The sequence below is a fragment of the Allobrachymonas denitrificans DSM 15123 genome, assembly GCF_900110225.1.
GTDB lineage: Bacteria > Pseudomonadota > Gammaproteobacteria > Burkholderiales > Burkholderiaceae_C > Brachymonas > Brachymonas denitrificans.
Map to the genome: position 1 here is coordinate 63311 of NZ_FOCW01000004.1, position 23989 is coordinate 87299.

13 protein-coding genes are annotated in these 23989 nt (G+C 67.4%); 7 read left to right on the forward strand and 6 right to left on the reverse strand.

Translation table 11 applies throughout. The features are described from left to right. Window positions 1-171 precede the first annotated feature (171 nt). The 4 genes from BMW28_RS08845 to mltA all read right to left on the reverse strand — a co-directional run bounded on the left by BMW28_RS08845 (window position 172) and on the right by mltA (window position 9259). Complete coding sequence (locus BMW28_RS08845; RefSeq protein ID WP_091816782.1) at window positions 172-2493, reverse strand: NADP-dependent malic enzyme; 2322 nt, start codon at window positions 2491-2493, stop codon at window positions 172-174. 177 nt (window positions 2494-2670) lie between these two features. Then, a complete protein-coding gene (locus BMW28_RS08850; protein WP_091816786.1) occupies window positions 2671-4155 on the reverse strand; it encodes an amino acid permease in 1485 nt (494 codons plus the stop codon). A 99-nt stretch (window positions 4156-4254) separates the two neighbouring features. Beyond that, window positions 4255-7929, reverse strand: a complete 3675-nt coding sequence (locus BMW28_RS08855; RefSeq protein ID WP_091816789.1) for an indolepyruvate ferredoxin oxidoreductase family protein — start codon at window positions 7927-7929, stop codon at window positions 4255-4257. A gap of 187 nt (window positions 7930-8116) precedes the next feature. Beyond that, the gene (mltA, locus tag BMW28_RS08860) at window positions 8117-9259 is read right to left on the reverse strand and encodes a murein transglycosylase A (protein WP_200785770.1); all 1143 of its coding nucleotides are present in this window, start codon (window positions 9257-9259) and stop codon (window positions 8117-8119) included. 183 nt (window positions 9260-9442) lie between these two features. Here mltA and BMW28_RS08865 point away from each other — a divergent pair, with 183 nt between their 5' ends. After that, window positions 9443-9637: an oxidoreductase-like domain-containing protein gene (locus BMW28_RS08865; protein WP_091816792.1), complete on the forward strand. Its 195-nt coding sequence runs from the start codon at window positions 9443-9445 to the stop codon at window positions 9635-9637. A 57-nt stretch (window positions 9638-9694) separates the two neighbouring features. Beyond that, window positions 9695-10195: a flavodoxin family protein gene (locus BMW28_RS08870; RefSeq protein WP_091816795.1), complete on the forward strand. Its 501-nt coding sequence runs from the start codon at window positions 9695-9697 to the stop codon at window positions 10193-10195. A 170-nt stretch (window positions 10196-10365) separates the two neighbouring features. Here BMW28_RS08870 and BMW28_RS08875 read toward each other — a convergent pair whose 3' ends face one another. Continuing rightward, window positions 10366-11205: a ferritin-like domain-containing protein gene (locus BMW28_RS08875; RefSeq protein ID WP_091816797.1), complete on the reverse strand. Its 840-nt coding sequence runs from the start codon at window positions 11203-11205 to the stop codon at window positions 10366-10368. Between the two features lie 237 nt (window positions 11206-11442). Between BMW28_RS08875 and BMW28_RS08880 the strand changes: the two genes are divergently transcribed. Further along, the gene (locus tag BMW28_RS08880; RefSeq protein ID WP_091816800.1) at window positions 11443-12879 is read left to right on the forward strand and encodes an FAD-binding oxidoreductase; all 1437 of its coding nucleotides are present in this window, start codon (window positions 11443-11445) and stop codon (window positions 12877-12879) included. A gap of 97 nt (window positions 12880-12976) precedes the next feature. Here BMW28_RS08880 and BMW28_RS08885 read toward each other — a convergent pair whose 3' ends face one another. Beyond that, complete coding sequence (locus BMW28_RS08885) at window positions 12977-17539, reverse strand: YhdP family protein (RefSeq protein ID WP_091816803.1); 4563 nt, start codon at window positions 17537-17539, stop codon at window positions 12977-12979. Window positions 17540-17566: 27 nt separating this feature from the next. Here BMW28_RS08885 and glnE point away from each other — a divergent pair, with 27 nt between their 5' ends. The 4 genes from glnE to BMW28_RS08905 all read left to right on the forward strand — a co-directional run bounded on the left by glnE (window position 17567) and on the right by BMW28_RS08905 (window position 23984). Further along, entirely contained in the window at window positions 17567-20428 is a 2862-nt protein-coding gene (gene glnE / locus BMW28_RS08890) for a bifunctional [glutamate--ammonia ligase]-adenylyl-L-tyrosine phosphorylase/[glutamate--ammonia-ligase] adenylyltransferase (protein WP_091816806.1), read from the forward strand. A gap of 75 nt (window positions 20429-20503) precedes the next feature. Beyond that, complete coding sequence (locus tag BMW28_RS08895; RefSeq protein ID WP_091816809.1) at window positions 20504-21217, forward strand: CerR family C-terminal domain-containing protein; 714 nt, start codon at window positions 20504-20506, stop codon at window positions 21215-21217. Further along, window positions 21214-22731, forward strand: a complete 1518-nt coding sequence (locus BMW28_RS08900) for an efflux transporter outer membrane subunit (protein ID WP_234970096.1) — start codon at window positions 21214-21216, stop codon at window positions 22729-22731. Before BMW28_RS08895 ends, BMW28_RS08900 begins: the two co-directional genes overlap by 4 nt. Continuing rightward, the gene (locus BMW28_RS08905) at window positions 22728-23984 is read left to right on the forward strand and encodes an efflux RND transporter periplasmic adaptor subunit (RefSeq protein ID WP_091816811.1); all 1257 of its coding nucleotides are present in this window, start codon (window positions 22728-22730) and stop codon (window positions 23982-23984) included. The genes BMW28_RS08900 and BMW28_RS08905 overlap by 4 nt, the downstream gene beginning before the upstream one ends. The last annotated feature ends 5 nt before the right edge of the window (window positions 23985-23989 follow it).

The following is a 23989-nucleotide window of genomic DNA, read 5'->3' on the forward strand; positions in this document are numbered from 1 at the left end:
TGTTGCGATGCAGCATTGCGGGCTGACCGGGGGAGCGAAAGGTGCTTCGGACCAGATGCCTGCTTGACGCAACGATGGGGCAGCGGATTGAAAATCCGCATGTCCCGGACCGGATCTTGTGCCGGATGGGCAGGCTACGGATCGACCCGCAGCCTGCCTTGTGCCTGACACTCAGCGGCCGGCATGCACCTCGGACACCGTCACCGCCGTCATGTTGACGATGCGGCGCACGGTGGCGCTGGCGGTGAGGATGTGCACCGGCTTGTTGGCGCCCAGCAGGATCGGGCCGATGGCAATGCCGCCGCCGGCTGCCGTCTTGAGCAGGTTGTAGGCGATGTTGGACGCGTCCAGGTTGGGCATGACCAGCAGGTTGGCCGAGCCGGTGAGCGTGGAGCCGGGCATCAGCTTGCTGCGCAGGTCGGCGTCGAGTGCGGCATCGCCGTGCATTTCGCCATCCACCTCGAGCCAGGGCGCGGTTTCCTGCAGCAGGGCCAGCACGGCGCGCATCTTCTCGGCGCTGGGCTGGTTGGAGGAGCCGAAGCTGGAGTGGCTGAGCAGGGCGGCCTTGGGCTGGATGCCGAAGCGCTTCATCTCCTGCGCCGCCATGATGGTGTATTCGGCGATCTGCTCGGCGGTCGGGTCGTAGTTGATGTGCGTGTCGACGATGAACACCTGGCGCTCGGGCAGCAGCAGGGCGTTCATGGCGGCGTAGGTATGCACGCCCTCGCGGCGGCCGATGACCTGGTCCACGTACTGCAGGTGCATGGCGTTGGTGCCCCAGGTGCCGCAGATCATGCCGTCGGCATGGCCCTTGAGCACCATCATGGCGCTGATCAGCGACAGGCGGCGGCGCATCTCGATCTTGGCGATCGGGATGGTCATGCCCTTGCGCGCGGTCATCTGGTAGTAGCTCTGCCAGAAGTCGCGGTAGCGCTCGTCGTTCTCGACGTTGACCACATCGTAGTGCTCGCCCTGCTTGAGGCGCAGGCCGAACTTCTCGCAGCGCTCGGCGATGACGGCGGGGCGGCCCACCAGGATCGGGCGCGCCAGCTTTTCGTCCACCACGATCTGCACGGCGCGCAGCACGCGCTCTTCCTCGCCCTCGGCGTAGACCACGCGCTTTTTCTCGGCGCGGCGGGCGGCGGCGAAGATCGGCTTCATGATGGAGCCGGAGGCGTAGGTGAAGGCCTGCAGCCTCTCGCGGTAGGCGTTCATGTCCGTGATCGGGCGTGCTGCCACGCCGGCATTGTCGGCCGCCTTGGCCACGGCCGGCGCGATCTTGATCATCAGACGCGGATCGAAGGGCTTGGGAATCAGGTATTCGGGGCCGAAGGCCAGCTCATGACCGACATAGGCCGCGGCCACCACTTCGCTCTGCTCGGCCTGGGCCAGTTCGGCAATCGCGTGCACGGCGGCGATTTCCATCTCGTCCGTGATGGTGGTGGCGCCGCAATCGAGCGCACCGCGGAAGATGTAAGGGAAGCACAGGACGTTGTTGACCTGGTTCGGGTAGTCGGTGCGGCCGGTGGCCATGAGGGCGTCGTCGCGCACGGCCTTGACTTCGTCGGGCGTGATTTCTGGCGTGGGGTTGGCCAGCGCGAAGATCAGCGGGTGGGCGGCCATCTTGCGCACCATGTCCTGCTTGAGCACGCCGCCGGCGGAGAGGCCCAGGAACACGTCGGCGCCGTCGATCACTTCGCCCAGGGTGCGCAGCGGGGTGTCCTGCATGAACTGGGCCTTGTCGTCGTCCATCAGCTCGGTGCGGCCCTTGTAGACCACGCCGGCCAGGTCGGTCACCCAGATGTTGCTGCGGCGTACGCCGAGCTTGACCAGCAGGTTGATACAGGCCAGCGCTGCAGCGCCGGCGCCAGAAGTGACGACCTTCACGTCCTCGATCTTCTTGCCGACCACCTTCAGGCCGTTGAGCAGGGCGGCGCCGACCACGATGGCGGTGCCGTGCTGGTCATCGTGAAAGACCGGAATCTTCATGCGCTCGCGCAGCTTGCGCTCGATGTAGAAGCAGTCGGGCGCCTTGATGTCCTCGAGGTTGATGCCGCCGAAGGTGGGCTCCATGGCCGCGATGATCTCGACCAGGCGGTCCGGATCCTTCTCGTTGAGTTCGATGTCGAACACGTCGATGCCGGCGAACTTCTTGAACAGCACGCCCTTGCCTTCCATCACCGGCTTGCCGGCCAGCGGGCCGATGTCGCCCAGGCCCAGCACGGCGGTACCGTTGGTGACCACGCCGACCAGGTTGCCGCGCGCGGTGTAGCGGAAGGCGGCTGCGGGGTCCTTGACGATCTCCTCGCAGGGGGCGGCGACGCCGGGCGAGTAGGCCAGGGCCAGATCGTGCTGGTTCACCATCTGCTTGGTGGCTTCGACGCTGATCTTGCCGGGGCGCGGCAGCTCGTGGTAATCAAGCGCGGCCTGGCGCAGTTCGGGGCGGCGGTTGACGCTGCTGCTGGGGTTGCTGGCGGGGGTATCGCTGGGCATGGGTGGCTCCGGAAACAACAAAGGCACAGCACGCGGATGGCGTGCCGGCCGGAAAATGGGGCTGTTACATGCCGATTGTAGGTCGAGTCACGGGGTGTTGCGCCCGTGGAGAGCCCGATTGCCGTGTGAACGTTTTGCAATTGTCATGCGGGCCGATGCATACCGTTGACGTATACGTCAACTGGCGCGAGGGTCCGGATGCAGATCCATCTCCTCCAGCGGCACCATGCGCGTGCGGTAGCGTAGCTTGTGGTACAGGAAGAAGGCCAGAAACACGGGGATGCCCATGTAGGTGACGGACAGCCGCTGCCAGTTCAGGTCGCCGTGCAGCAGCAGCTGCGTGTCCTGCCCCACGATGACCAGCAGGCACATGGCCAGCGCCATCAGCGGGCCGAAGGGGAACCAGCGGGCGCGGTAGCGCAGGGCGTTCAGGTCGCGCCCCTGCGCCATGTAGGCGCGGCGGAAGCGGTAGTGGCTGATGGCGATGCCCACCCAGGCGATGAAGCCGGTCAGGCCCGAGGCCGCTAGTACATAGGCGTAGGCGTTGTCGCTGCCCTGCTGCAGCAGGAATACCAGCAGCACCACGACGCTGGTGGCCAGCACCGCAGGCAGCGGCACGCCCAGACGCGAGGCGCGGCCGAACACCGGCCAGGCCATGCCGCTGCGTCCCATGGCAAACAGCATGCGGGTGGAGGCGTACATGCCGGAGTTGCCGGCTGAGAGGATGGAAGTAAGGATCACCGCGTTCATCACGGCAGCGGCAAAGGCCAGGCCGGCGCGCTCGAACACCAGCGTGAAGGGCGACTTGGCGATCTCGTTCACATCGCCGCCCAGCAGTTCGGGGCTGGTGTAGGGGATCAGCAGGCCGATCACGGCAATCGCCAGGATGTAGAAGATCAGGATGCGCCAGAACACCTGCTTGATGGCCTGCGGGATGGCTTTTTCGGGTTCTTCCGATTCGCCGGCGGTAACGCCGATCAGCTCGGTGCCCTGGAAGGAGAAACCGGCAATCAGGAACACGCCCAAGGTGGTGAGGAATTGTCCGCCCAGACCCTGGCCGAGGAAGGGTGCATCGCCCAGCGTGAAGTTGGAGAAGCCGACATAGGCGCCGCCCAGGATGCCGAAGATGGTGAGCACACCCACGGCGAGGAACACGATCACGGTGACGACCTTGACCAGTGCCATCCAGTATTCGGTTTCACCGTACACCCGCACCGGCAGCAGGTTGAGCAGGACGATGATGGCCAGGATGGCGCCGCTCCAGGCCCAGGGCGGCATGAAGCGCAGCGGCTCCCAGTACGAGATGACCAGCGCCGCAATGGTGACGTCGGCAGCCACCGTGATGACCCAGTTGAACCAGTAGTTCCAGCCCAGCGCAAAGCCGAGTGATGGGTGCACGAAGCGGGCAGCATAGGTGCTGAAGGAGCCCGTTACCGGCATGTAGGTGGCCAGTTCGCCGAGCGAGGTCATGAAGAAATAGACCATGAAACCGATGGCGGCGTAGGCGAGCAGGGCGCCGCCGGGGCCGGCATCGTGGATGGCGGAGCCGCTGGCCATGAACAGGCCGGTGCCGATGCAGCCGCCGATGGCGATCATGGAGAGGTGGCGCGTCTTGAGCTGGCGCTGCATGGCCGCGTCGGACGGGGAAGAGGGATGCGTCATGGAAAAACCGCCCGGCGCCGGGGGCGCAGGGCGGGTGCAAAAAAGTCGCTATGGGGCTGGATTCTATGTGCAGCCAGCCTGCATGTGCCTGAAAATCGTTCAGGCCACGCGTACGGCGGGCAGTGGTGTAGGCTCGCCTGCAACAGCTGCCCGGCCGTTGCCGGACGCTGGTGCATCCAGCTGGGCACGCAGATCCTGCCAGCGCGTGCGCGCCGCGGCCAGGTTGCGTTCTTTCACATGGCCGAAACCGCGGATGCTGTCCGGCACCTGGGCGATCTGCAGGATGAGGTTATGCGTTTCCGGCGAGAGGCGTTGCAGGCAGTGCTCGATCAGGGCGCGGTAGTCCCGGATCAGCGCACGCTCGGTGACGCGCTCCGGATGGCGCCCGAACACGTCCAGCGCACCGCCGCGCAGTCCCTTGAAGCGTGCCAGGAGCTTGAACAGCTGCATCATGCGTGGGCCGTACTCGCGCTTGAGCAGTTCGCCCTTGGTGTTGGTCTTGGCCGAGCTGGGCGGGGCAAGGTGGTAGTGGATGGTGTAGTCGCCCTCGAACATGTCGGCGATCTTCTTCTCGAAGTCGCCATTGCTGAACAGGCGGGCCACCTCGTACTCGTCCTTGTAGGCCATCAGCTTGAACAGGTTGTGCGCCACGGCCAGCGCAATGCTGGTGCGCGGCTTGCCGTTGGGCAGTGCCGGCAGGGCGGCTTCGGCGGCGGCAACACGGTCGACGAAGTTGCTGTACTCGCTGGCGTAGGCGGCGTTCTGGTAGTCCGTGAGGAACGCCACGCGGCGCTTGACGACATCGGCCAGCGCTTCCGGTTTGCGGAAGGCAATGATCTGGCTGGGGGCCAGCAGTTTCTGCACGGCAGCGTAATCGTGGGCAGCACGGCGGCCCCACAGGAAGGCCTGCTTGTTCTTGTCCACCTGCACGTTGTTCAGTTCCATGGCGCGCAGCAGTGCGGCTTCGGAAAGCGGAATCCAGCCCTTCTGCCAGGCGTAGCCGAGGATCATGGGGTTGACGAACAGGGTGTCGCCCAGCAGTTCGCGTGCCATGGCTTCGGCATCGAACAGGCCGAGATGTTCGGGGCCGACCACATCGGCCACGGCGTTGGCGCACTGCTGCGCCGGGTTCTGCCATCGCGTGTTCTTGACGAAGGCGGCCGTGGGGCTGGCGCTGCTGTTGAGCGCCACGTGGGTGCGGCCGTGGCGCATGCGCGCGGTGGTTTCCTGGTGTGCGGCCACCAGCGGGTCGCAGCCCAGGATGAGGTCGGCACCGGCCAAGCTGACGCGGGTGGTGCGGATGGCGTCCTGATCGGGGCCGATCAGCACATGGCTCCAGGTGGCGCCGCCCTTTTGCGCAAGGCCGGCGGCATCCTGCGTGACGATGCCCTTGCCTTCCAGGTGCGCAGCCACGCCCAGCAACTGGCCAATGGTGATGACGCCGGTGCCGCCGACGCCAGCGACGACCGTGCCCCACACGTCCGCCGGCTGGTCGCCCTGGGCCTTGCGCAGCACCGGCAGCGCGGGTTCGGGCAGGTTGGCGAAGGCCGACAGATCACGTTCCGGCTGCTGTGCGCTGGCGGCGGGCGCTTTGCGCAGCTGGCCGCCCTCGACCGTGACAAAGCTCGGACAGAAGCCCTTCACGCAGGAATAGTCCTTGTTGCAGGTGCTCTGGTTGATCATGCGCTTGCGGCCGAATTCGGTTTCCAGCGGCTCCACGCTCAGGCAGTTGCTCTGCACGCCGCAGTCGCCGCAGCCCTCGCACACGGCCTCGTTGATCACCACGCGCTTGGCCGGATCCTCCAGCAGGCCGCGCTTGCGGCGGCGGCGCTTTTCGGTGGCGCAGGTCTGGTCGTAGATCATCACCGTGGTGCCAGGCGTTTCGCGCAGCTCGCGCTGCACCTCGTCCAGATCGTCGCGGTGGTAGACGCGCGCGCCGCCGGGCAGCGTCACGCCCTGGTATTTCTCGGGCTGGTCGCTCACCAGCACCAGCTTGCTTACGCCTTCGCTGACCACGCTGTTGGCGATCTGCAGCACGGTGTGGCCTTCGGGGCGCTCGCCCACGCGCTGGCCGCCGGTCATGGCCACGGCGTCGTTGTAGAGGATCTTGTAGGTGATGTTGACGCCCGCGGCGATGCTTTGGCGGATCGCCAGCAGGCCGCTGTGGAAGTAGGTGCCGTCCCCCAGGTTGGTGAACAGGTGCTTCTCGTTGGTGAACGGCGCCTGGCCCACCCACGGCACGCCTTCGCCGCCCATCTGGGTGAAGCCGAAGTGCTCGCGGTCCATCCAGTTGACCATGTAGTGGCAGCCAATGCCGGCCATGCCGCGCGAGCCTTCGGGCAGGCGCGTGCTGGTGTTGTGCGGGCAGCCGGAGCAGAACCACGGCGTGCGGTCGCCGCCTTCCACATGGATGGTCTTGAGCGCGGCTTCCTGCGCATCGAGGATGGCGAGTTGCGCTTCCATGCGCGCCTGCACTTCGGCGGGCACGCCCATCTTGATCAGGCGGGCCGCCACGGCGCGGGCGATGATGGCCGGGTTCAGGTCGGCGGTGGCGCGCAGCAGGATGTGCTCGGACGGGTTGGGCATGCTCCACTCGCCGCCGCTCATGTCGCCTTCCATCTCGTCGAACTGGCCGAGCACGTTCGGGCGCACGTCATTGCGCCAGTTGTAGAGCTGTTCCTTGATCTGGTATTCGATCAGCTGGCGCTTTTCTTCCACCACCAGGATTTCGTCCAGGCCGGTGGCGAAGTCGCGCGTGATGTGCGCCTCCAGCGGCCACACCACGCCCACCTTGTGCACGCGCAGGCCGATGCGCTGGCAGGTGGTCTCATCCAGCCCCAGATCCTGCAGCGCCTGGCGCAGGTCGTTGTAGGCCTTGCCGCTGGAGATGATGCCGAGGCGGTCGTTCGGCCCCTCGATCACGTTGTGGTTGAGCTTGTTGGCGCGGATGTAGGCCAGCGCGGCATACCACTTGTAGTTGAACAGGCGCGCTTCCTGCTCCAGCGGCGGATCGGGCCAGCGGATGTGCACGCCGCCGGGCGGCATCTCGAAATCGGGAATCACCACCTTGACGCGCTCGGGATCGATCTCGACGCTGGCGCTGGATTCGACCACTTCCTGGATCGTTTTCATGCCGGTCCAGACGCCGGCGAAGCGGCTCATGGCGAAGGCGTGGATGCCCAGGTCGAGAATCTCCTGCACGCTGGAGGGGAAGAACACCGGAAAGCCGCAGGCCTTGAAGATGTGGTCGCTCTGGTGGGCGGCGGTGGAGCTCTTGCTGATGTGGTCGTCGCCGGCGATGGCGATCACGCCGCCCCAGGGCGTGGTGCCGGCCATGTTGGCGTGCTTGAACACGTCCACGCTGCGGTCCACGCCGGGGCCCTTGCCGTACCAGATGCCGAACACGCCGTCGTATTTCTGTTCTTCCTGGGGTGCGTAGCCCAGCATCTGCGTGCCCCAGACGGCGGTGGCGCCGAGTTCCTCGTTCACGCCGGGCTGGAACACGATGTCGTGCCTGGCGAGGTGCTTGCTGGCGGCCTGCAGCATCTGGTCGTAGCCGCCGAGGGGAGAGCCGCGGTAGCCGCTGATGAAGCCGGCGGTGTGCTTGCCGGCGGCCTGATCCCGTTGCTGCTGCAGCATGGGCAGACGCACCAGCGCCTGCACGCCGCTCATGAAGGCGTGGCCCTTGTCGAGGGCGTACTTGTCGTCGAGGGAAACCGTATCGAGGGCGGTGCGCAGGCGTGCTGCGGCGCCCGGATCCAGGGGGGCGTTCATATCGCGTTGTCTCCTTGCAGGATCGGCCGGGTAGACCTTCCTGTGCTGTTGTGTCTTGGATGGCAGGGGCGGTGCTGCTTGTGGCGGCACGCCTCAGCCCGGAGTGTAAGGCTGAAGAAAGACTCCGGACACGGGGAGAAACGCTAAAAGTGCATGGGCAAAAGGGGTATTGCCCCGATCGGTGCCGTTAGCGCGGCCACAGCACCCACAGGTTGAGCGGCTGCTTCATGCGGTGGGCCAGATCGGCGGCTTCCTGACTCCAGCCGGCAAAGTAGTCGGCACGCACGGCACCCTTGATGGCGGTGCCGGTGTCCTGCGCCACCACCATGCGGTTGAGGTTGGCCGCGGGGCCGGTGGTGGACAGCCACAGCGGGGTGCCGTAGGGAATGCTCTCGCGGTCCACGGCGATGGAACGGCCCGGCGTGAGCGGCACGCCCTGGGCGCCGCGCGGGCCGGCGTTGGTGTCTGCGCCGGAGATGGCCTCCTCGCGGAAGAACACGTAGCGCGGGTTGCTCCACAGCATCTCGTTGACGCGGCCGGGGTTTTGCGCCGCCCACTGGCGGATGGCATCCCAGCTGCCGCCACGGCCGCCTTGCGACACCACCCAGGCCGAGGGGCTGCGGAAGGGCTGCTGGTTGGTGCCGGCAAAGGCCAGACGCACGGCGCGCTCGCTGCCGTCGCGCTCGCGCACCTGCATGCGGCCGGAGCCCTGCACGTGCAGGATCATGGCGTCGATGGGATCGGCCATGTAGACGATCTCGCGGCCGCGCAGTTCGGACTGGGCGGCGGGGCTGGAGTCGATCTGCTGCCGTGTGAACCAGGGGCTGCGCGGGGCGCCGCTGGCGGGCACGGCGTAGAGCGGCACGCGGAAGCTGCTGCTGGGGCTGCGGCTGGCGCGCATTACCGGTTCGTAATAGCCGGTGAGCAGGCCCTGGGCGCTGCCCTGATGGCTCTCCACGCGGTAGGGCTGCAGGCGCTGCATCATCCAGGCGCGCTTGTCGGCGTCGCTGGCATTGGCCATGCGGCGCGCATCGCTGCAGACGCCGGCATACACCGGGCCGGGCTTGGCGCAGCTGCGCATCCAGGCGCTCCAGGCCTCGCCCACCGGGTCGCTGGCAAAACCGGGCACTGTGTTCCACGCCACCGGCACCCAGCGGCTCTTGGCCTGCGTGATGGGGCTGCCGCTCACACCGGGCACGGTGGGCGGCTTGGTGGCGCAGCCGGCCATGAACAAGGCCGTGGCGGCGCCGGCCGCGGCCAGCAGGCGCAGCGGTTGGCGCAGGGTGAATCGGGTGTCGGACAGGCGGGGGAGGGTGGCGGTGTTCGGCATGGGCTCTACTGTAGCGAAGCTTGCCTGGTTTTTCGGCAGGGATGGCCCTTAACAGGATGTAACGCTGGGGGCGGAAACTGCAGGCCCAGAGGCTGGGACTGGGCCTGCAGGTCGGGCTGCGCACAGGAGGGCGGTGAGTCGGCAATGGCGATACGGGAATACGGCTTGCCGGATAATCCGGACATGAGTACCAGCCTTCCTCCCAACGCGGATCCCTTGGATCCCATGCCGCAACCGCCGGTGCAGCCGGATCTGGATGCCTGCTGCGGCAACGGCTGTGATCCCTGCATTTTCGATACCTACGATCTGGAGATGGATGCTTACCGGCAGGCCATGCGTGCCTGGCGCGCGCGCCATCCGGAAGCGCCCGAGGCCTGATCAGGCCACGCCGCAAAACTACGGGCACGGATCGGGAGCTTGCGCTATGCTGCCCCCATGGAAGCCCGCAAGACCCTGCTGATCGTCTACCACTCCCTCACCAACGGCACGCGCCAGATGGCCGAGGCGGCGCGTGCCGGTGCGCAGGCGGATGGCAGCGTGGAGGTGCGCCTGTTGCACGCCAGCGCAGCCGGGCCGGAGGATGTGCTGGCGGCCGACGGCTATGTGTTTGCCACCCCGGAGAATCTCGGTGCCATGAGCGGCCAGCTTAAGGATTTCTTCGACCGCAGCTATTACGGCGCGCTTGATCGCATCAATGGCCGGCCCTATGCCAGCCTGATCTGCGCCGGTAGCGATGGCGAGAATGCGGCGCGGCAGATTGCCCGTATTGCCACCGGCTGGCGCTTGAAGATGGTGGCGGAGCCGCTCATCGTCTGCACCCATGCCCAGACGCCCGAGGCGATTCTGGCGCCCAAGCAGATCGGCGCGGAAGATCTGGAACAGTGCCGGGCGCTGGGGGAAGCGCTGGCGGGCGGGCTGAGCATCGGCGTTTTCTGACGATATAGGCGTAGGAAATAATTCCCCAAAGCGATGGTTTTCGCCTTTGGCGTTGAGGCTGCTGTTCATATTTGGGGAAGGCAGTCACACCCTATGGCAGACCCTTCTGCACAGCGAATCCTGCGCTGCTCGTACGCCCCGCGTTAAGCCCCAAGTGAAAACCGGACGTCTTACGCCGACAGTAGACGCCGGCCCAGCTTTTGCAGCGGGGGTTGCACCCATTTTTCCACCCGCTTGGGCAGGTCCATCGGCTTGAGCAGCATGCGGATCACTTGCTCGATCGGCAGGCTGCTGCTCACCAGCTGGTAGGTGCGCTGGCTCAGCTCCTCGAAATTGCCCTCGCGGAACAGCGGCGGGCGGTGCTGCCAGACATGGCGCAGCGCTACGTCAGAGTCGCTCTCGCGCATCTCGGCCAGCCGTTTGTAAAGCACGGCGGCAATGCGCGCGCGGCTCAGTTTCTGGCTCGCCTGCAGCTCGCGGAAATACTGGAAGAAGTATTTGTAGTGCTGCACCTCGTCGGTACGGATGCGGTTGGCCAGGTCGGCCAGCACCGGTTCGGTGGCCAGATTGCGCAGGGTTTCGTAGTAGGTGGTGGTGCCGGTCTCGACCACGCAGCGCGCGACCAGTTCCAGCGTGCGGTCGTCTTCCAGCTCTTCGTCGGTGCACATGGCGCCGTATTCGGCAAAGAAGCCGTCGAAGGCGGTCTGCCAGGCGAACTCAGGCCAGACGGTTTCCACATAAGTGCGCAGCGCCAGGCCGTGCTGCAACTCCTCCGGCTCCCAGCGCTGCTGCAGCCACTCGGCCACCTCGGGGTAGGCCGCGTAGTGGCGCACCAGATTGCGCGTGTACATGTCGGAGCCGGTCTCGATGAAGGAGGCGCTGGTGACCAGATAGAACAGGTCCTGGTTGTGGCGGATGCGCGGGATGTCGATGCGGCTGAAGTCGATCTCGCTGATGTGCCAGCGTACCGGCTGGGGCGCCGGGGTGGCGGAAGTGGGGGAGGATTCCATGTTGTTCTTCTCGAAAAAGGCCGGAGCGCGCCGGCAACCGTGCAGGGCGCAGGCAGCTGGTGTGATTCCCTGCGAACATTTTGCCTAAAGGCGATGTGACCCTGTGGGCTGAGTGGTATGCAAATGTGTCGCTGTTGATGGATGCAACGCCAGACGTGCACAGGAACCGCCCCGCGCGCTCTGCACGATCCGCCCCGCAATGCCACAATGGCGTTTTCCCCGCATCACGGAGTTTCCATGTCTGCCAGCGCCGAAGCCGCCACCCGGCCCCATGCCCACGATCTGAGTGCCCATCTGCAGCCGCGCCCGCTGCCGGCTACGCTGTTGCAGGCGCTGCAGCAGCGCTTTGGCGCCCAGCTGGCGACCTCGCTGGCGTTGCGCGAGCAGCACGGCCGCGATGAGTCCGTCTATAACGTGCCGCCGCCGGATGCCGTGGTGTTTGCCGAAAGCACCGAGGATGTGGCCGATCTGCTGCAACTGGCTACACAGTACCGTGTGCCGGTGATTCCCTTCGGCGCCGGCTCCTCGCTGGAAGGCCATTTGCTGGCCGTGCAGGGTGGCATCAGCCTGGATCTGAACCGCATGAACCAGATCGTGGCCATCAACGCCGAGGACCTGACCGTGACGGTGCAGCCCGGCGTGACGCGCAAGCAGCTCAACGAGGCGCTGCGCCACGATGGCCTGTTCTTCCCCATCGACCCCGGTGCGGATGCCAGCATTGGCGGCATGTGCGCCACGCGCGCCAGCGGCACCAACGCCGTGCGCTACGGCACCATGCGCGAAAACGTGCTGGCGCTCGAAGTCGTGACCAGTGCGGGCGAGGTGATCCACACCGGCACGCGCGCCCGCAAGAGCAGCGCCGGCTACGACCTGACGCGCCTGATGGTGGGCAGCGAAGGCACGCTGGGTGTGATGACCGAAATCACCCTGCGCGTGCACCCGCTGCCCGAAGCGGTGTCGGCGGCCACCTGCATGTTCCCCGGCATTGCCGAGGCGGTGCAGACGGTGATCCAGATCATCCAGCTCGGCGTGCCGATCGCGCGTTGCGAGCTGATCGACGCCAACTCGGTGCGCATGGTCAACGCCTACAGCAAGATGGATCTACCCGAGTCGCCCATGCTGCTGATGGAATTCCACGGTTCGCCCGCAGGCGTGGAGGAGCAGGCCGCCACCGTGCAGGAGATTGCCAGCGACAACGGCGGCGCCGACTTTCAGTGGGCGGTCACGCCCGAGGAGCGCACCCGTTTGTGGACGGCGCGGCACAACGCGCTGTTTGCCGCGCTGGCCTCCCGCCCCGGCTGCCGCGCCATCAGCACCGACACCTGCGTGCCCATCAGCCGCCTGGCTGACTGCCTACTGGTTTCGGCCGAAGAGACCGTAGCCTCGGGCATTCCGTTCTTCCTGGTCGGCCACGTGGGCGATGGCAACTTCCACTTCGGCTATCTGGTCGACCCCGAAGATGCCGACGAGTGCGCGCGTGCCGAACAGCTCAACCACGCGCTGGTGAGCCGCGCCATCGAGATGGGCGGCACCTGCACCGGCGAGCATGGCATCGGGCTGCACAAGATGGGGTTCTTGCGCCACGAGGCGGGTGAGGGCGCGATTGCCATGATGCGCGCCATCAAGCAGGCGCTGGATCCGCACAATATCCTGAACCCCGGCAAGATTTTCTGAACTGCCGACTGCCGCTGCCGCTGCCGCTGCGACAGGCTGGTGAAGTGGCAGAAGGCTGCCTGTAGCCGGGCCGTTAGAGCGCCGTAGCCAGCCTGATTCAGTGCACCAGTTCCGCTTCGGAGACAGGCGCCGAGGGCCGCGTGGCCGGCAGGATGCCCGTTTCGGGTGCTGGCGTGCCCGGGGCTTCCGGGGCGAGGGGTACCGAAGGCGTGGCGGCGGGCGCCATTGGCTCGGCACCTGCAGCCGCAGGTTCGGAAGCAGCAGCAGCCGCCTCCGGCGCATCCGCCGGCAGCGCCCGCAAGGGCACGGTGGGCGGCACCGAGTAGGCGCCGAAGTAGTTGCTGCCCTGTCCGGTCACCGGCCACCAGTCCCACATCAGGCTGCTGCCGGTCACCGGCCACCAATCCCACAGCGGGTCGACCGGGCCGGGGGTGGCGTGGCTTACCAGAATGCGTCGGGCCGTCTCGCTGGCCACTTCGCCCTTGAGCGTATCCACCTGCGGCTTGTTCCACGGTCCGCTGATATGCAGCACCTGCGTGGCCGCGGCGTTGATGGATTCGCTCAGCAGCAGCTGCGCAAAATAGGTGCCCAGACCGATCGCCGGATTCACGGCGGCAGCGATCAGAGCCGTACTGCCCAGGTCGATCTTGGGCTGCACCAGCACATCCAGATCCAGCGTCTGGTCCAGCAACGAGGCCTGTCCGTTGACCTTCACGTCGGCCATAGTGGTGCCGATGACCTCGGTGTCGTCCGTCTGCACGATGCCGTTGTTGATGCGCAGCGTGCCGCCCACGCGGTCGAAGCCAAAGCCGCGGCCGGGGTTGGCCCCCAGCCTGGACAGCGCCTGCAGGCTGAACAGGTTGATCAGCCGCGCCGCGCCGGGGTCGATTTTCGTCACGCGGCCGTTGCGCACGTCCATGCGCACGGTGCCATCGAGCGTTGCCATGTCGATCGAGATGGGAGAGCCGCGCCAGCGGATGGTGCCTGCCAGCACACCCGCACCGCCGGCCACCAGATCCGTGGCGCCGAAGTGGTCCATCATGTTGCCGAGATTGGTGGTTTCCAGCCGCACGTTCAGGGCCACGAAGCGGCGCGCGGGCGTGCCGTCCGGCAGGCGCGCGTTGCGCGGCTGGCCCCACACGCCGCTGCCGTGCAGCACGGTGTTGGGCACGGTGGCTGTGAGCTGGTGGATGCGCCAGCCGGTGCTGGCATCTTCCGGGTCGTCCACCAGTGGCGCGTCGGCCGTCATGGGCGTGGCCGAGTTGCTGGCCAGCAGCACCAGCTTGTCGAGCTTGTAGCCCAGCACGTCCACATTGGTGGCCTCGATGTCCAGCGCGGGCAGGCGTTCCGGATCCTCGGTCTTGCGCACGATTTCCTTCACGTCTTCCACTTGCGCCGGCTCGATGATCAGGCGTGCCAGCCGCGCCTTGACGCTGCCCATGCTGTTGCCGCGTGGCTGCAGGTATTCGACATAACCGTTGATCTGGCGCGAATCGAGCGTGAAGCGCCACAGGCGGCCCTCGCGCGAGCCACCGATCACCAGGTTCTCCAGATTGCGGCCGGCGATCTTGAGCGAGGTGGTCTGGATGGCGAGCACGCTGGGCAGGTAGCTCAGGTCATCGCCGCTGCCACTGCCCTGGCTGCTGCCGGCTACCGAGGGCGCGGAGGAGATGCGCTGCAGCACCTGCTGCCAGGCGTCCACGTCCACGGCATCCAGCAGCACCAGCGCATGCACGTCGCTGTCCGGCAGCGGGGGCAGATTCTCGTGGGCGCGTTCGCCGATGGCGATACTGCCGCGCAGCACGCGCGGTTCGGCCCCGCGCACGTCGCGCACATAGTGCACCGACACCTGCTGGCCGGCACGGACCAGCAGCCGGTCTTCGGCCGGCATCAGCTTGCCGTTGCGGTCGGTGTAGTTGCTCACCACCGTGTTCTCGATATGCAGCGGCAGGCTGCCCGCGGCCGGCTTGGACAGCGGCGCCGGCAGGTTCAGGGCCATGCCGTTCAGGTCGGTATCGATGGTGAGCTCGGGCGCGCCACGGTCGAATTGCAGCCTGGCCTTGTAGCGGCTGCGGCCCTGCATGTAGCCGGCCAGCGGCGCCACAAAACTCACCATGCGCTCCTGGCGCAGGCCTTCGGCGCTGAAGTCGCCTTCGGCGTTGAACACGATCTGGCGCTTCTCGCCGGGGCGCGTGGCCGACTTGAGGCCGCCCGCCAGCACCGCGCTGCCACCCAGCATGCGTGTGCGCACCTGGCGCAACTCGAAGCCTTTCTCGGTAAAGGCCACGGCGCCGGTGCTGCCCGCCAGCAGCGGGGTTTCGGGGGTGATGCGCAGGTCATTGCCCTTGAGCACCACCTGGCCTTCCACCTTGGCGTGGTCCATGTTGTTGATCGGCAGACCCAGCGCAATGGTCAGATCCGTGTTGCCGGTGGCGGTGGCCTTTTCCAGCGCATGGTTGGCGATGACGGTGAGCGGCGAGGTATTGGCCAGATGCAGCGCCTGCGACAGCGGGCCGCTGGCGCGCGCCGCCACGCCCACCGTCAGGTTGTGCGCCAGATCGGGCACGGTGGCACCCAGCTCGTGCACTACCAGATCCGGGGCGGTGCTGAAGCGCGCCTTGGCATCGACAATCTCCAGCCGGTTGTGGTCGATGATGAGCTTGCCGTTGAGGTGCGTGAGCGCGGGCCAGGGCAATTCACCCGGCTTCTGCAGCTTGGGCGGCAGGAACTGGTAGTTGGCGTTGACCAGCGGCACCTCGAAGCGGAACACGCTGGGCACCGGCTTGCCATCCGCGTCATGCTGGTTGGGGATGTGGTCGAGATCGCCCTTGATCAGGATCTTTGCATTGCGGATGTCGCCGTCGCGCACGGCCAGTTGCACGTACTCGCGTGCATGTTCGCCCAGCGACAGCGGCAGGTAGCGGTAGACGCGCTCGGCGCGGGCACTTTCCATGGTGGCGCTCAGGTCGAGCAGGCCGGGGAAGCGGTTGGCCGCCGGCTCGTCTCCTGCCAGCTCGCGCGTGCGCCACTCGGCCTTGAGCGAACCGCGGGCATCGGCGTTGGCAAAGCGCACCTCCGGCAGGTGTGCGCGGATGTGGTCGCCGTCGATCTCCCACAGCACTTTGGCATCGAAGCGGTCGAAGGGAATGCGCGGCTCCTCGAACACGCCCGGCAGCACCACATTGCCCTTGCGCATGGCGATGTCCATGGTGCCGCCGCGTTCGGTCAGGTCGAAAGCCACCGCTGCGCCTTCCACCCCTGGCACGCCGGGCTCGAAGCGGCCCTTCTTGCGGTTGTACGGCCCCTGGCGCGAGAGCCAGCCGATCTGCTTGGCCGAGCCCTTGGCCGTGTAGGCGGTGGGCTGGTTGATGTTGCCCTGCCAGGTCACGGCAATGTCGTCCAGATGGCCGCCGGGCTGGTAGGTTTCCAGCGCTTCCAGCATGGCCTCGCCCAGCGGCAGGCTGCCGGCCAGCTCGAAGATGATGCCCAGATCCCAGTTGTCGCCTTCCACGCGGCCGCTGCTGTCGGCGCGCTGCGTGCCGTTGTTCATTTCCACCCGCACGTTGCCGCCGGACCACTGGCGGTTGCTCAGGGTGGTGAAGCTCAGCTCCTGCGTGTTGAAGGTGTAGGTGGAATTGGCCGGTGTCTGGGGCGGGTTCTTCTCTTCGGAGGGTTGTGCATCCGAGGCGAACTGCACGCTGAACATGCTCTTGATGTTCTTGAGCGCCAGCGGCGGCAGGCCCTGGCCCAGTGTCATGTCCACCTCATCGAGCTGGGCGTCGATGGTGGCGGTGCTGCTGCGCATTTCCTTGAAATCGGCCCAGACGCGCAGGCGGCCATGGCCCTTGCGCAGATCCACGTTGTGGCCGATCTCCATGTAGCGGCGCAGCTGCGACACGTCCAGCTCGGGCATGTCGGCGTAGGCCACGCCATTCCAGTTGCGCCACAGGGTGCGGTCGCCAAACATCGGGTGCGACCATTCGCTCACGAACAGGATGGGCTGGCCCCAGCCCTGCGGCGGGGTGGCGTTGAGCTGCAGTGCGTGCGAGGTGCCGCTGTTGGTCAGGCTGGCCTCGACCTTGGACAGCAGCAGCGGCGCTTGCTGGCGCTGGTCGTCGGTCCAGCGGATGCTGCCGTTGTGGATGGCCAGTTCGGGTTGCGACAGCAGCCAGTTCAGGGCCGGGCCGGAATCGCCGCCCTTGCCCTGCGCCAGCTTGACACCGGCCACTTCCACGGTGCCGTCGGGATTGCGCCGCGCCTCCAGTTCGGGCGTGAAGACCGAGAGCCGCTCGAAGCCCGAACGCAGCAGCGCCGCCTGCAGCGACACCACCGCCTGCACGCTCTGCACACGCAGGCCGTGGCGGCCGGTGCCATCCTCCACCACCAGCTGCTCCATGGCGATGGTGGGCTCCCAGCCCTGCTCCAGCAGCACGATGCGACCGATGTGCACCGGCTTGCCCAGCGCGCGGCTGGCGGCTTGTTCAAGCTGCGGGCGGAAACTGTCGATGTGCGGCAAAATGGCGAATTGCAGCACCAGTGCAAGCAGCCCGAACAACCCCAGCAGCAAGGCCACCGTGAGCCACAGCCAGCGCAAAACGCGCCGGAGCCAGGCAAACCGGCGGCGCTTGGGAGGACTGGAGGGCGAGGCGACTTCCTGCATGGGCTCCGCAACGAGAAGAAAACGGGCATGAACAACCAGAGCAACCCCCTGCACACGCCGCAAGACACATTATCACCGGCTGCTGCAGGCAGTCCAGACGTGGTGCACCCTGTTACCGCCAGGCGTGCGCTGCATTCCCGCTTTGTGCAGCGGCTGCATCGCCGCTACGAGAAGGAGTTGCCGCTGCTGGCGCCGGGCCTGCCCGACCGCGAGGCCATGCGCGCCTGCTACCAGACCCTGCGTGAACGCGGGCTGGACGTGGGCGGCGCGCTGCGCGTGCTGCGCCAGCTGGTGATGGAGCGCCTGGCCGTGCTCGACTGCGATGGCGGTGAGACCATGCCCGACATCGCGCTCAGCGTGACCTGGCTGGCCGAAATGGCGCTCGACATCGCCTGCAACGAGGCCTTCGGGCAGCTCGATGCCCGCTTCGGTGCCCCGCTCAAGCCCGATGGCACGCGCTGCAATCTGTGGATCATGGGCATGGGCAAGCTGGGTGCGCGCGAGCTCAACGTCTCCAGCGACATCGACCTGATCTACATCTACGAATGCGATGGCGAAACCGGCGGCCGACCCGGCCCGGACGGCCAGCCCAGCGGCGCCGGCAGGACCAGCTTCCACGAATACTTCACCCGCGCGGTCAAGATCATCTATGCGCTGGTGGGCGAAACCACCGAGCACGGTTTTGTGTTCCGTGTCGACCTGGCGCTGCGGCCCAACGGCAACTCCGGCCCCACCGTGTCCTCGCTGGACGCGCTGGAAGAGTACCTGATGGTGCAGGGCCGCGAATGGGAGCGCTTTGCCTGGATGAAAAGCCGCTGCGTGGCGCCGCGCTCCAGCATCGAGGATGGTTCCGGCCAGGCGCTGCGCAACGTGGTGCTGCCCTTCGTGTTCCGCCGCTACCTTGACTACAACGTGTTCGAATCGCTGCGCGTGCTGCACCGCCAGATCCGCGACCATGCGGCCAAGCGCAGTGCCGGCCGGCCCGAGCGCGCCAATGATGTGAAGCTCTCGCGTGGTGGCATCCGCGAGATCGAATTCACCGTGCAGCTGCTGCAGGTGGTGCGCGGTGGCCAGTTTCCCGAGTTGCGCACGCGCCCCACGCTGGAGGCGCTGGAGCGCGTGGCCCGTGCCGGCCTGATGACGCCCGAGATTGCCGACGAACTGGCCGAGGCCTACACCTTCCTGCGCCGCGTCGAACACCGCATCCAGTATCTGGACGACCAGCAGACGCACCTGCTGCCCACCAATGAGGACGATATGGAGTGGATCGCCCACACCATGGGCTACGAAAATGCCTGCCCCTTCCTGCAGGACCTGATGCGCCACCGCGAACTGGTGGCACGCGAATTCGATGCGCTACTGGGCGGCGACAACGAATGCAAGGGCTGCCAGAAGAAGGGCGGTGGCGACATTGCCCGTTCGGCCGATGACATTGGCGAACTGACCGCACTGCTGGCCGCCACGCCGGCGCTGGCGCAGCGCGTGGAGCAGTGGCGCGACCATGCCCGCGTGCAGGCCTTGCGGCTGGAAACGCGCGCCCGCCTGATGCGGCTGATGCAGCGCACCGTGCAGTGGCTGCACGAAGACGGCCCGCAGCAGGGCGTGACCACCGACGGCGTGCTGCGCTTCATCGACTGGATCGAGACGCTGCTGCGCCGCGAGAGCTATCTGGCCATGCTGCTGGAGCGTCCGGCCGTGCACGAGCGTCTGCTGCGCCTGCTCGGCGTGGCCAAATGGCCGGCGCGCTACCTGATCCAGCACCCGGCGGTGATCGACGAACTCACCAGCAATGCCATGCTGGAAGAGCGCTTCAGCGCCGCCGATTTTCAGGACGAACTGCGCCGCCGCATCGAATCGCTGCAGTCCACCGGCGAGGATGACGAGGAATCGCTGCTCAACCTGCTGCGCCGCGCCATGCACGCCGAAACCTTCCGCACGCTGGCACGCGACCTGGACGGCCGCCTGACGGTGGAACAGGTGGCCGATGACCTCAGCGCGCTGGCCGATGCCGTGCTCGACATTGCAACCCGCTGGTGCTGGCAGCGCTACCTGCCGCGCGCCCGCAAGCTCGGCTGGTGCGGCCCGGACGACGCCGACATTGCCGACCGCTTCGCCATCATCGCCTACGGCAAGCTGGGCGGGCTGGAGCTGGGCTACGGCAGCGATCTGGACGTGGTGTTTGTCTACGAAGACGACTGCGACCGTGCTGGCGAGGTGTACGCGGGGCTGGTGCGCAAGCTGATCTCCTGGCTCACCGTCAAGACCGGCGAAGGCGATCTGTACGAAATCGACACCGAGCTGCGCCCCAACGGCAACTCGGGCCTGCTCAGCATCACGCTGGACGCCTTCGAGGCCTACCAGCTGCAGCGCGGCAGCAACACCGCCTGGGTGTGGGAGCACCAGGCCATGACGCGCGCCCGCTGCTGCTTTGGCAGTGCCCGCCTGCGCGCGCATTTTGAGCGCATCCGCAGTGCCGTGCTCACGGCCGAGCGTGATCCGGCCGCGCTGGCGGAGGAAATCGTCGCCATGCGCCGCCGCATGGGGCAGGCGCACCCGCAACAGGCCGACGTGTTCGAGCTCAAGCACAGCCATGGCGGCATGATCGACATCGAATTCGTCACCCAGTATCTGGTGCTGCTGCACAGCCGCCAGCATGCGGCCATGATCGAGAACCGCGGCAATATCGCGCTGCTGGAGCGGGCGGATGACCTGGGCATCCTGCCCGGCCAGGTCGGCCACGCCGCCGCCACCGCCTACCGCGAGATGCGCCGCATGCAGCACCGGGCGCGGCTGGACGAGGAATCCACCGCCTTCCCCGAGGACATGCTGCAGTCGCAGGGGGATGCCGGTCGCGCGCTGTGGCGCGAGGTGTTTGGCGCACCCTGGTGACAGGCGCGTGACCTAATCCGAGCGGATTGCAGGGATTTCAATCAAACGATTGATTTCGTGCTGTAATCCGGCGTCATGGTCGCCCTGAATTCCCCCTTGCCAGCCGACGAGCCGGCGCGCCCGGCGCGCAGCGACGGCCAGCTCGCGCGCGAGCGCCTGCTGGGCGAGGCGCTGCGGCTGTTTTCCGAGCAGGGCTTTGCCCGCACCTCCACCCGCGCCATTGCCCAGGCAGCGGGCGCCAACATCTCGGCCATCAGCTACTACTTCGGCGACAAGCAGGGTCTGTACCGCTGCGCCTTTCTGGAGCCGATGTCCAGCAGCAACGTGCAGGAACAGATCGACGGCTGGAACGATCCCGGCCTGAGCCTGGAGCAGGCGCTGCACCGCTTCTACAGCGGCATGCTGGCGCCGCTCGAGCAGAGCGAATCCATGCGCCACTGCATGCGCCTGCACATGCGCGAGATGCTGGATCCCACCGGCCTGTGGCAGCACGAAATCGAACACAGTCTGCGCCCCATCTACCACGCCCTGTGGGGACTGGTGTGCCGCCATCTGGGGCTGGCGCAGCACGACGAAGGCATCCAGCGCCTGGTGCTGGCCATGTGCGGCATGCCGATCCACCTGATGGCCACGCCCGACATGGTGCAGATCATCAGCCCCGCCCTGCAGCAGGGGCCCAGCCCGGTCGGGCGCGCCGTGGCGCATCTGGTGCGCTATGCCCTGGCCCTGATCCATGACGAGGCGCGCCAGCGCGGCCTGCCGTCTCCCGTTTCCGGAGTTGATCCATGAAGCCCTTGTATATCCGAACCCTGGCGGCCCTGTCCGTCGCTGCCGTGCTGGCCGGTTGCGCCACGGCGCCCCCGGAACAGGCCGAGGCGACTGCGCCGGCCCAATGGCGCGCGCCCCAGGTGGCCGGCGTGGCCGTGCTGCCCCACGGCGGCAGCGTGCCGCAGCTGCTGGACTGGTGGCAGCGCTGGGACGATCCGCTGCTGGTGGACCTGATCGATGCCGCACAGCAGGCCAGCCCGACGCTGGCCGGTGCTGCCGCCCGCATCGCCCAGGCCCGTGCCGGTGCCGTGGGCGCCGAGGCTGCCATGCTGCCCAATCTCGATGCGCAGGCCGGCGTGCAGCGCGGCGTATCGACGCAGGCGGGCCTGGTCGGCACCGTGGTGACGACCGGACAAGCCGGCGTGCAGGCGCAGTGGGAGCTGGACCTGTTCGGCGGTCTGCGCCATGGCAAGCGTGCCGCACAGGCACGGCTGCAGGGCGCACAGGCGCAATGGCATGAGGCGCGTGTGTCGCTGGCGGCGGATGTGGCCAACCAGTATTTCGGGCTGCGCAGCTGCCGTTCCTCGCTGGACATTGCCGGTGCCGATGCCACTTCGCGCGAAGAAACCGCGCGCCTGACGGGCCAGATGAGCAAGGCCGGTTTCACCGCGCCGGCCACGCATGCGCTGGCACAGGCGGGCGCCGCCCAGTCGCAGGCCCAGCGCACGCAGATCGAGGCGCAATGCAATGCGGCCGTGAAGGCGCTGGTGGCGTTGACGGCACTGGATGAAGACGCCCTGCGCCAGCGTCTGGCGGCGCGCAGCACCGGCAAGGCGCCGGGCCTGTCACTGGAGAGCGTGCCGGCTGCCATGCTGGCGCAGCGCCCCGATGTGTACGCTGCCGCCATGGCCGTGGCCGGTGCCAGCGGCGATGTAGGCCAGGCCGACGCCCAGCGCTATCCGCGCCTGGGCCTGAGCGGCAACATCTTCCGCACCCGGCTGGATGCCCCGCAGTTCGACCTGACAAGCACCACCTGGAACATCGGCCCGCTGTCGCTGACCGTGCCCCTGTTCGATGGCGGCCGCCGCCGCGCCAATCTGGAAGCCGCCAAGGCGCAATACGAAGCCGCAGCCAGCCAATATCGCGCCACGGTGCGCAATGCGGTGCGCGAGGTGGAGACGGCGCTGTCCGACCTGCATGCCGCGCAGCGCCGCAGCAGCCAGACCGCCGCTGCCGTGGCCGGCTTCAACAAGGCCTTTATCGCCGCCAATGCCAAGTACAAGGCCGGCATGGGCAGCATGCTGGAGCTGGAAGACGCCCGCCGCAGCCTGCTGGCCGCCCGCATGGGGCAGGCCACGCTGCAGCGCGAGACGCATGCCGCCTGGGTGGCGCTGTACCGCGCACTCGGCGGGGGCTGGGAGCCTGCCGCCAACCCGACCGAAGCCGACAAGATCCTGGTGCGCAGTGGCGAGGCGGCGCGTGCCGTCCGCACCAGCGCACCTGCCACGCCAACTGAACCTGCCATCCAGCCATGAAACGTACTACCCTGATCGCGCTTGCCGCCACCGCAGCCCTGGTGCTGGGAGGCGGCTACTGGATGATGCAGCGCGCTGCCGTGCCCAACGGCAAGTCGGCCGCCAGCGCCGCCGAAGCCGGGGCGCCCGCCGGCAAGCCGGCCCTCACCGTGCAGGTGGTACATGCCACGCGCGGCACCGTGCCGCTGACGCTGGGCGCCAGCGGCAACATCGCCGCCTGGCAGGAGGCCATTGTCGGCTCCCAGAGCAACGGCCTGCGTCTGGCCGAGTTGCGTGCCAACGTGGGCGACTGGGTGAAGAAGGGCCAGGTGCTGGCCGTCTTTGCCGCCGATACCGTGGATGCCGATGTGCTACAGGCGCGTGCCGCCCTGCTCGAAGCCGAAGCCCAGGCCGCCGATGCACGCTCCAACGCCGAGCGGGCGCGCAGCATTGCCGGTACCGGTGCCCTGAGCACGCAGCAGATCAACCAATTCCGCACCGCCGAGAAAGCCACCGCTGCGCGCGTGCAGGCGGCGCGCGCGGCGCTCTCCTCGCAGCGCTTGCGCCAGGGTTTCACGCGTGTGCTGGCCCCCGATAGCGGCGTGATTTCCTCGCGCAGCGCCACCGTGGGCGCCGTGGTGCCCGCTGGCACCGAGCTGTTCCGTCTGGTGCGTCAGGGCCGTCTGGAATGGCGTGCCGAAGTGGTGGGCCAGGATCTGGCCCGCATCCGCAGCGGCCAGCGTGTGCAGGTGACGAGCAACGCCGGCACCGTGGTGGAAGGCACGGTGCGCAGCGTGGCGCCCACGCTGGATCCAGCCAAGCGCGTGGCGCTGGTGTATGTGGATCTGCCCGGCGGCACCGACAACGGCGGCCTGAAGGCCGGCATGTATGCCAGCGGCCAGTTCATCCTCGGCGAGGTGGACGGCTGGCTGGTGCCGCAGACCGCAGTGGTGTCGCGCGACGGCTTCAACTACGTGTTTGCCGTGGCCAGCCAGGGCAAGGTGCTGCAGCGCAAGGTGACGCTGGGCGCGCGCCAGGGCGAACTGGTGCAGGTGCTGGAGGGCGTGGATGGCGAACTGCCGCTGGTGCAGTCCGGTGCCGGCTTCCTCAACGATGGCGATCTGGTGCGCGTGACGCAGGCGGCGCCGGTCACTGCCGCATCGGCAGCAGCGCCAGCGGCATCCGCGGCTCAGGCTCCGGGCACGACGGGCACGGGCACGGCTGCGGCTGAACCCGCTTCTGCCGCACCGGCAGCCAACACCAGCCCGCGCTGACTGCA

Coding starts and splice junctions, on each gene's coding strand:
- BMW28_RS08895 (WP_091816809.1), top strand. CDS start 20,504: ATGGTCGCCCTGAATTCCCCCTTGCCAGCCGACGAGCCGGCGCGCCCG.
- BMW28_RS08875 (WP_091816797.1), bottom strand. CDS start 11,205: ATGGAATCCTCCCCCACTTCCGCCACCCCGGCGCCCCAGCCGGTACGC.
- BMW28_RS08880 (WP_091816800.1), top strand. CDS start 11,443: ATGTCTGCCAGCGCCGAAGCCGCCACCCGGCCCCATGCCCACGATCTG.
- BMW28_RS08900 (WP_234970096.1), top strand. CDS start 21,214: ATGAAGCCCTTGTATATCCGAACCCTGGCGGCCCTGTCCGTCGCTGCC.
- mltA (WP_200785770.1), bottom strand. CDS start 9,259: ATGCCGAACACCGCCACCCTCCCCCGCCTGTCCGACACCCGATTCACC.
- glnE (WP_091816806.1), top strand. CDS start 17,567: ATGAACAACCAGAGCAACCCCCTGCACACGCCGCAAGACACATTATCA.
- BMW28_RS08855 (WP_091816789.1), bottom strand. CDS start 7,929: ATGAACGCCCCCCTGGATCCGGGCGCCGCAGCACGCCTGCGCACCGCC.
- BMW28_RS08865 (WP_091816792.1), top strand. CDS start 9,443: ATGAGTACCAGCCTTCCTCCCAACGCGGATCCCTTGGATCCCATGCCG.
- BMW28_RS08885 (WP_091816803.1), bottom strand. CDS start 17,539: ATGCAGGAAGTCGCCTCGCCCTCCAGTCCTCCCAAGCGCCGCCGGTTT.
- BMW28_RS08905 (WP_091816811.1), top strand. CDS start 22,728: ATGAAACGTACTACCCTGATCGCGCTTGCCGCCACCGCAGCCCTGGTG.
- BMW28_RS08845 (WP_091816782.1), bottom strand. CDS start 2,493: ATGCCCAGCGATACCCCCGCCAGCAACCCCAGCAGCAGCGTCAACCGC.
- BMW28_RS08850 (WP_091816786.1), bottom strand. CDS start 4,155: ATGACGCATCCCTCTTCCCCGTCCGACGCGGCCATGCAGCGCCAGCTC.
- BMW28_RS08870 (WP_091816795.1), top strand. CDS start 9,695: ATGGAAGCCCGCAAGACCCTGCTGATCGTCTACCACTCCCTCACCAAC.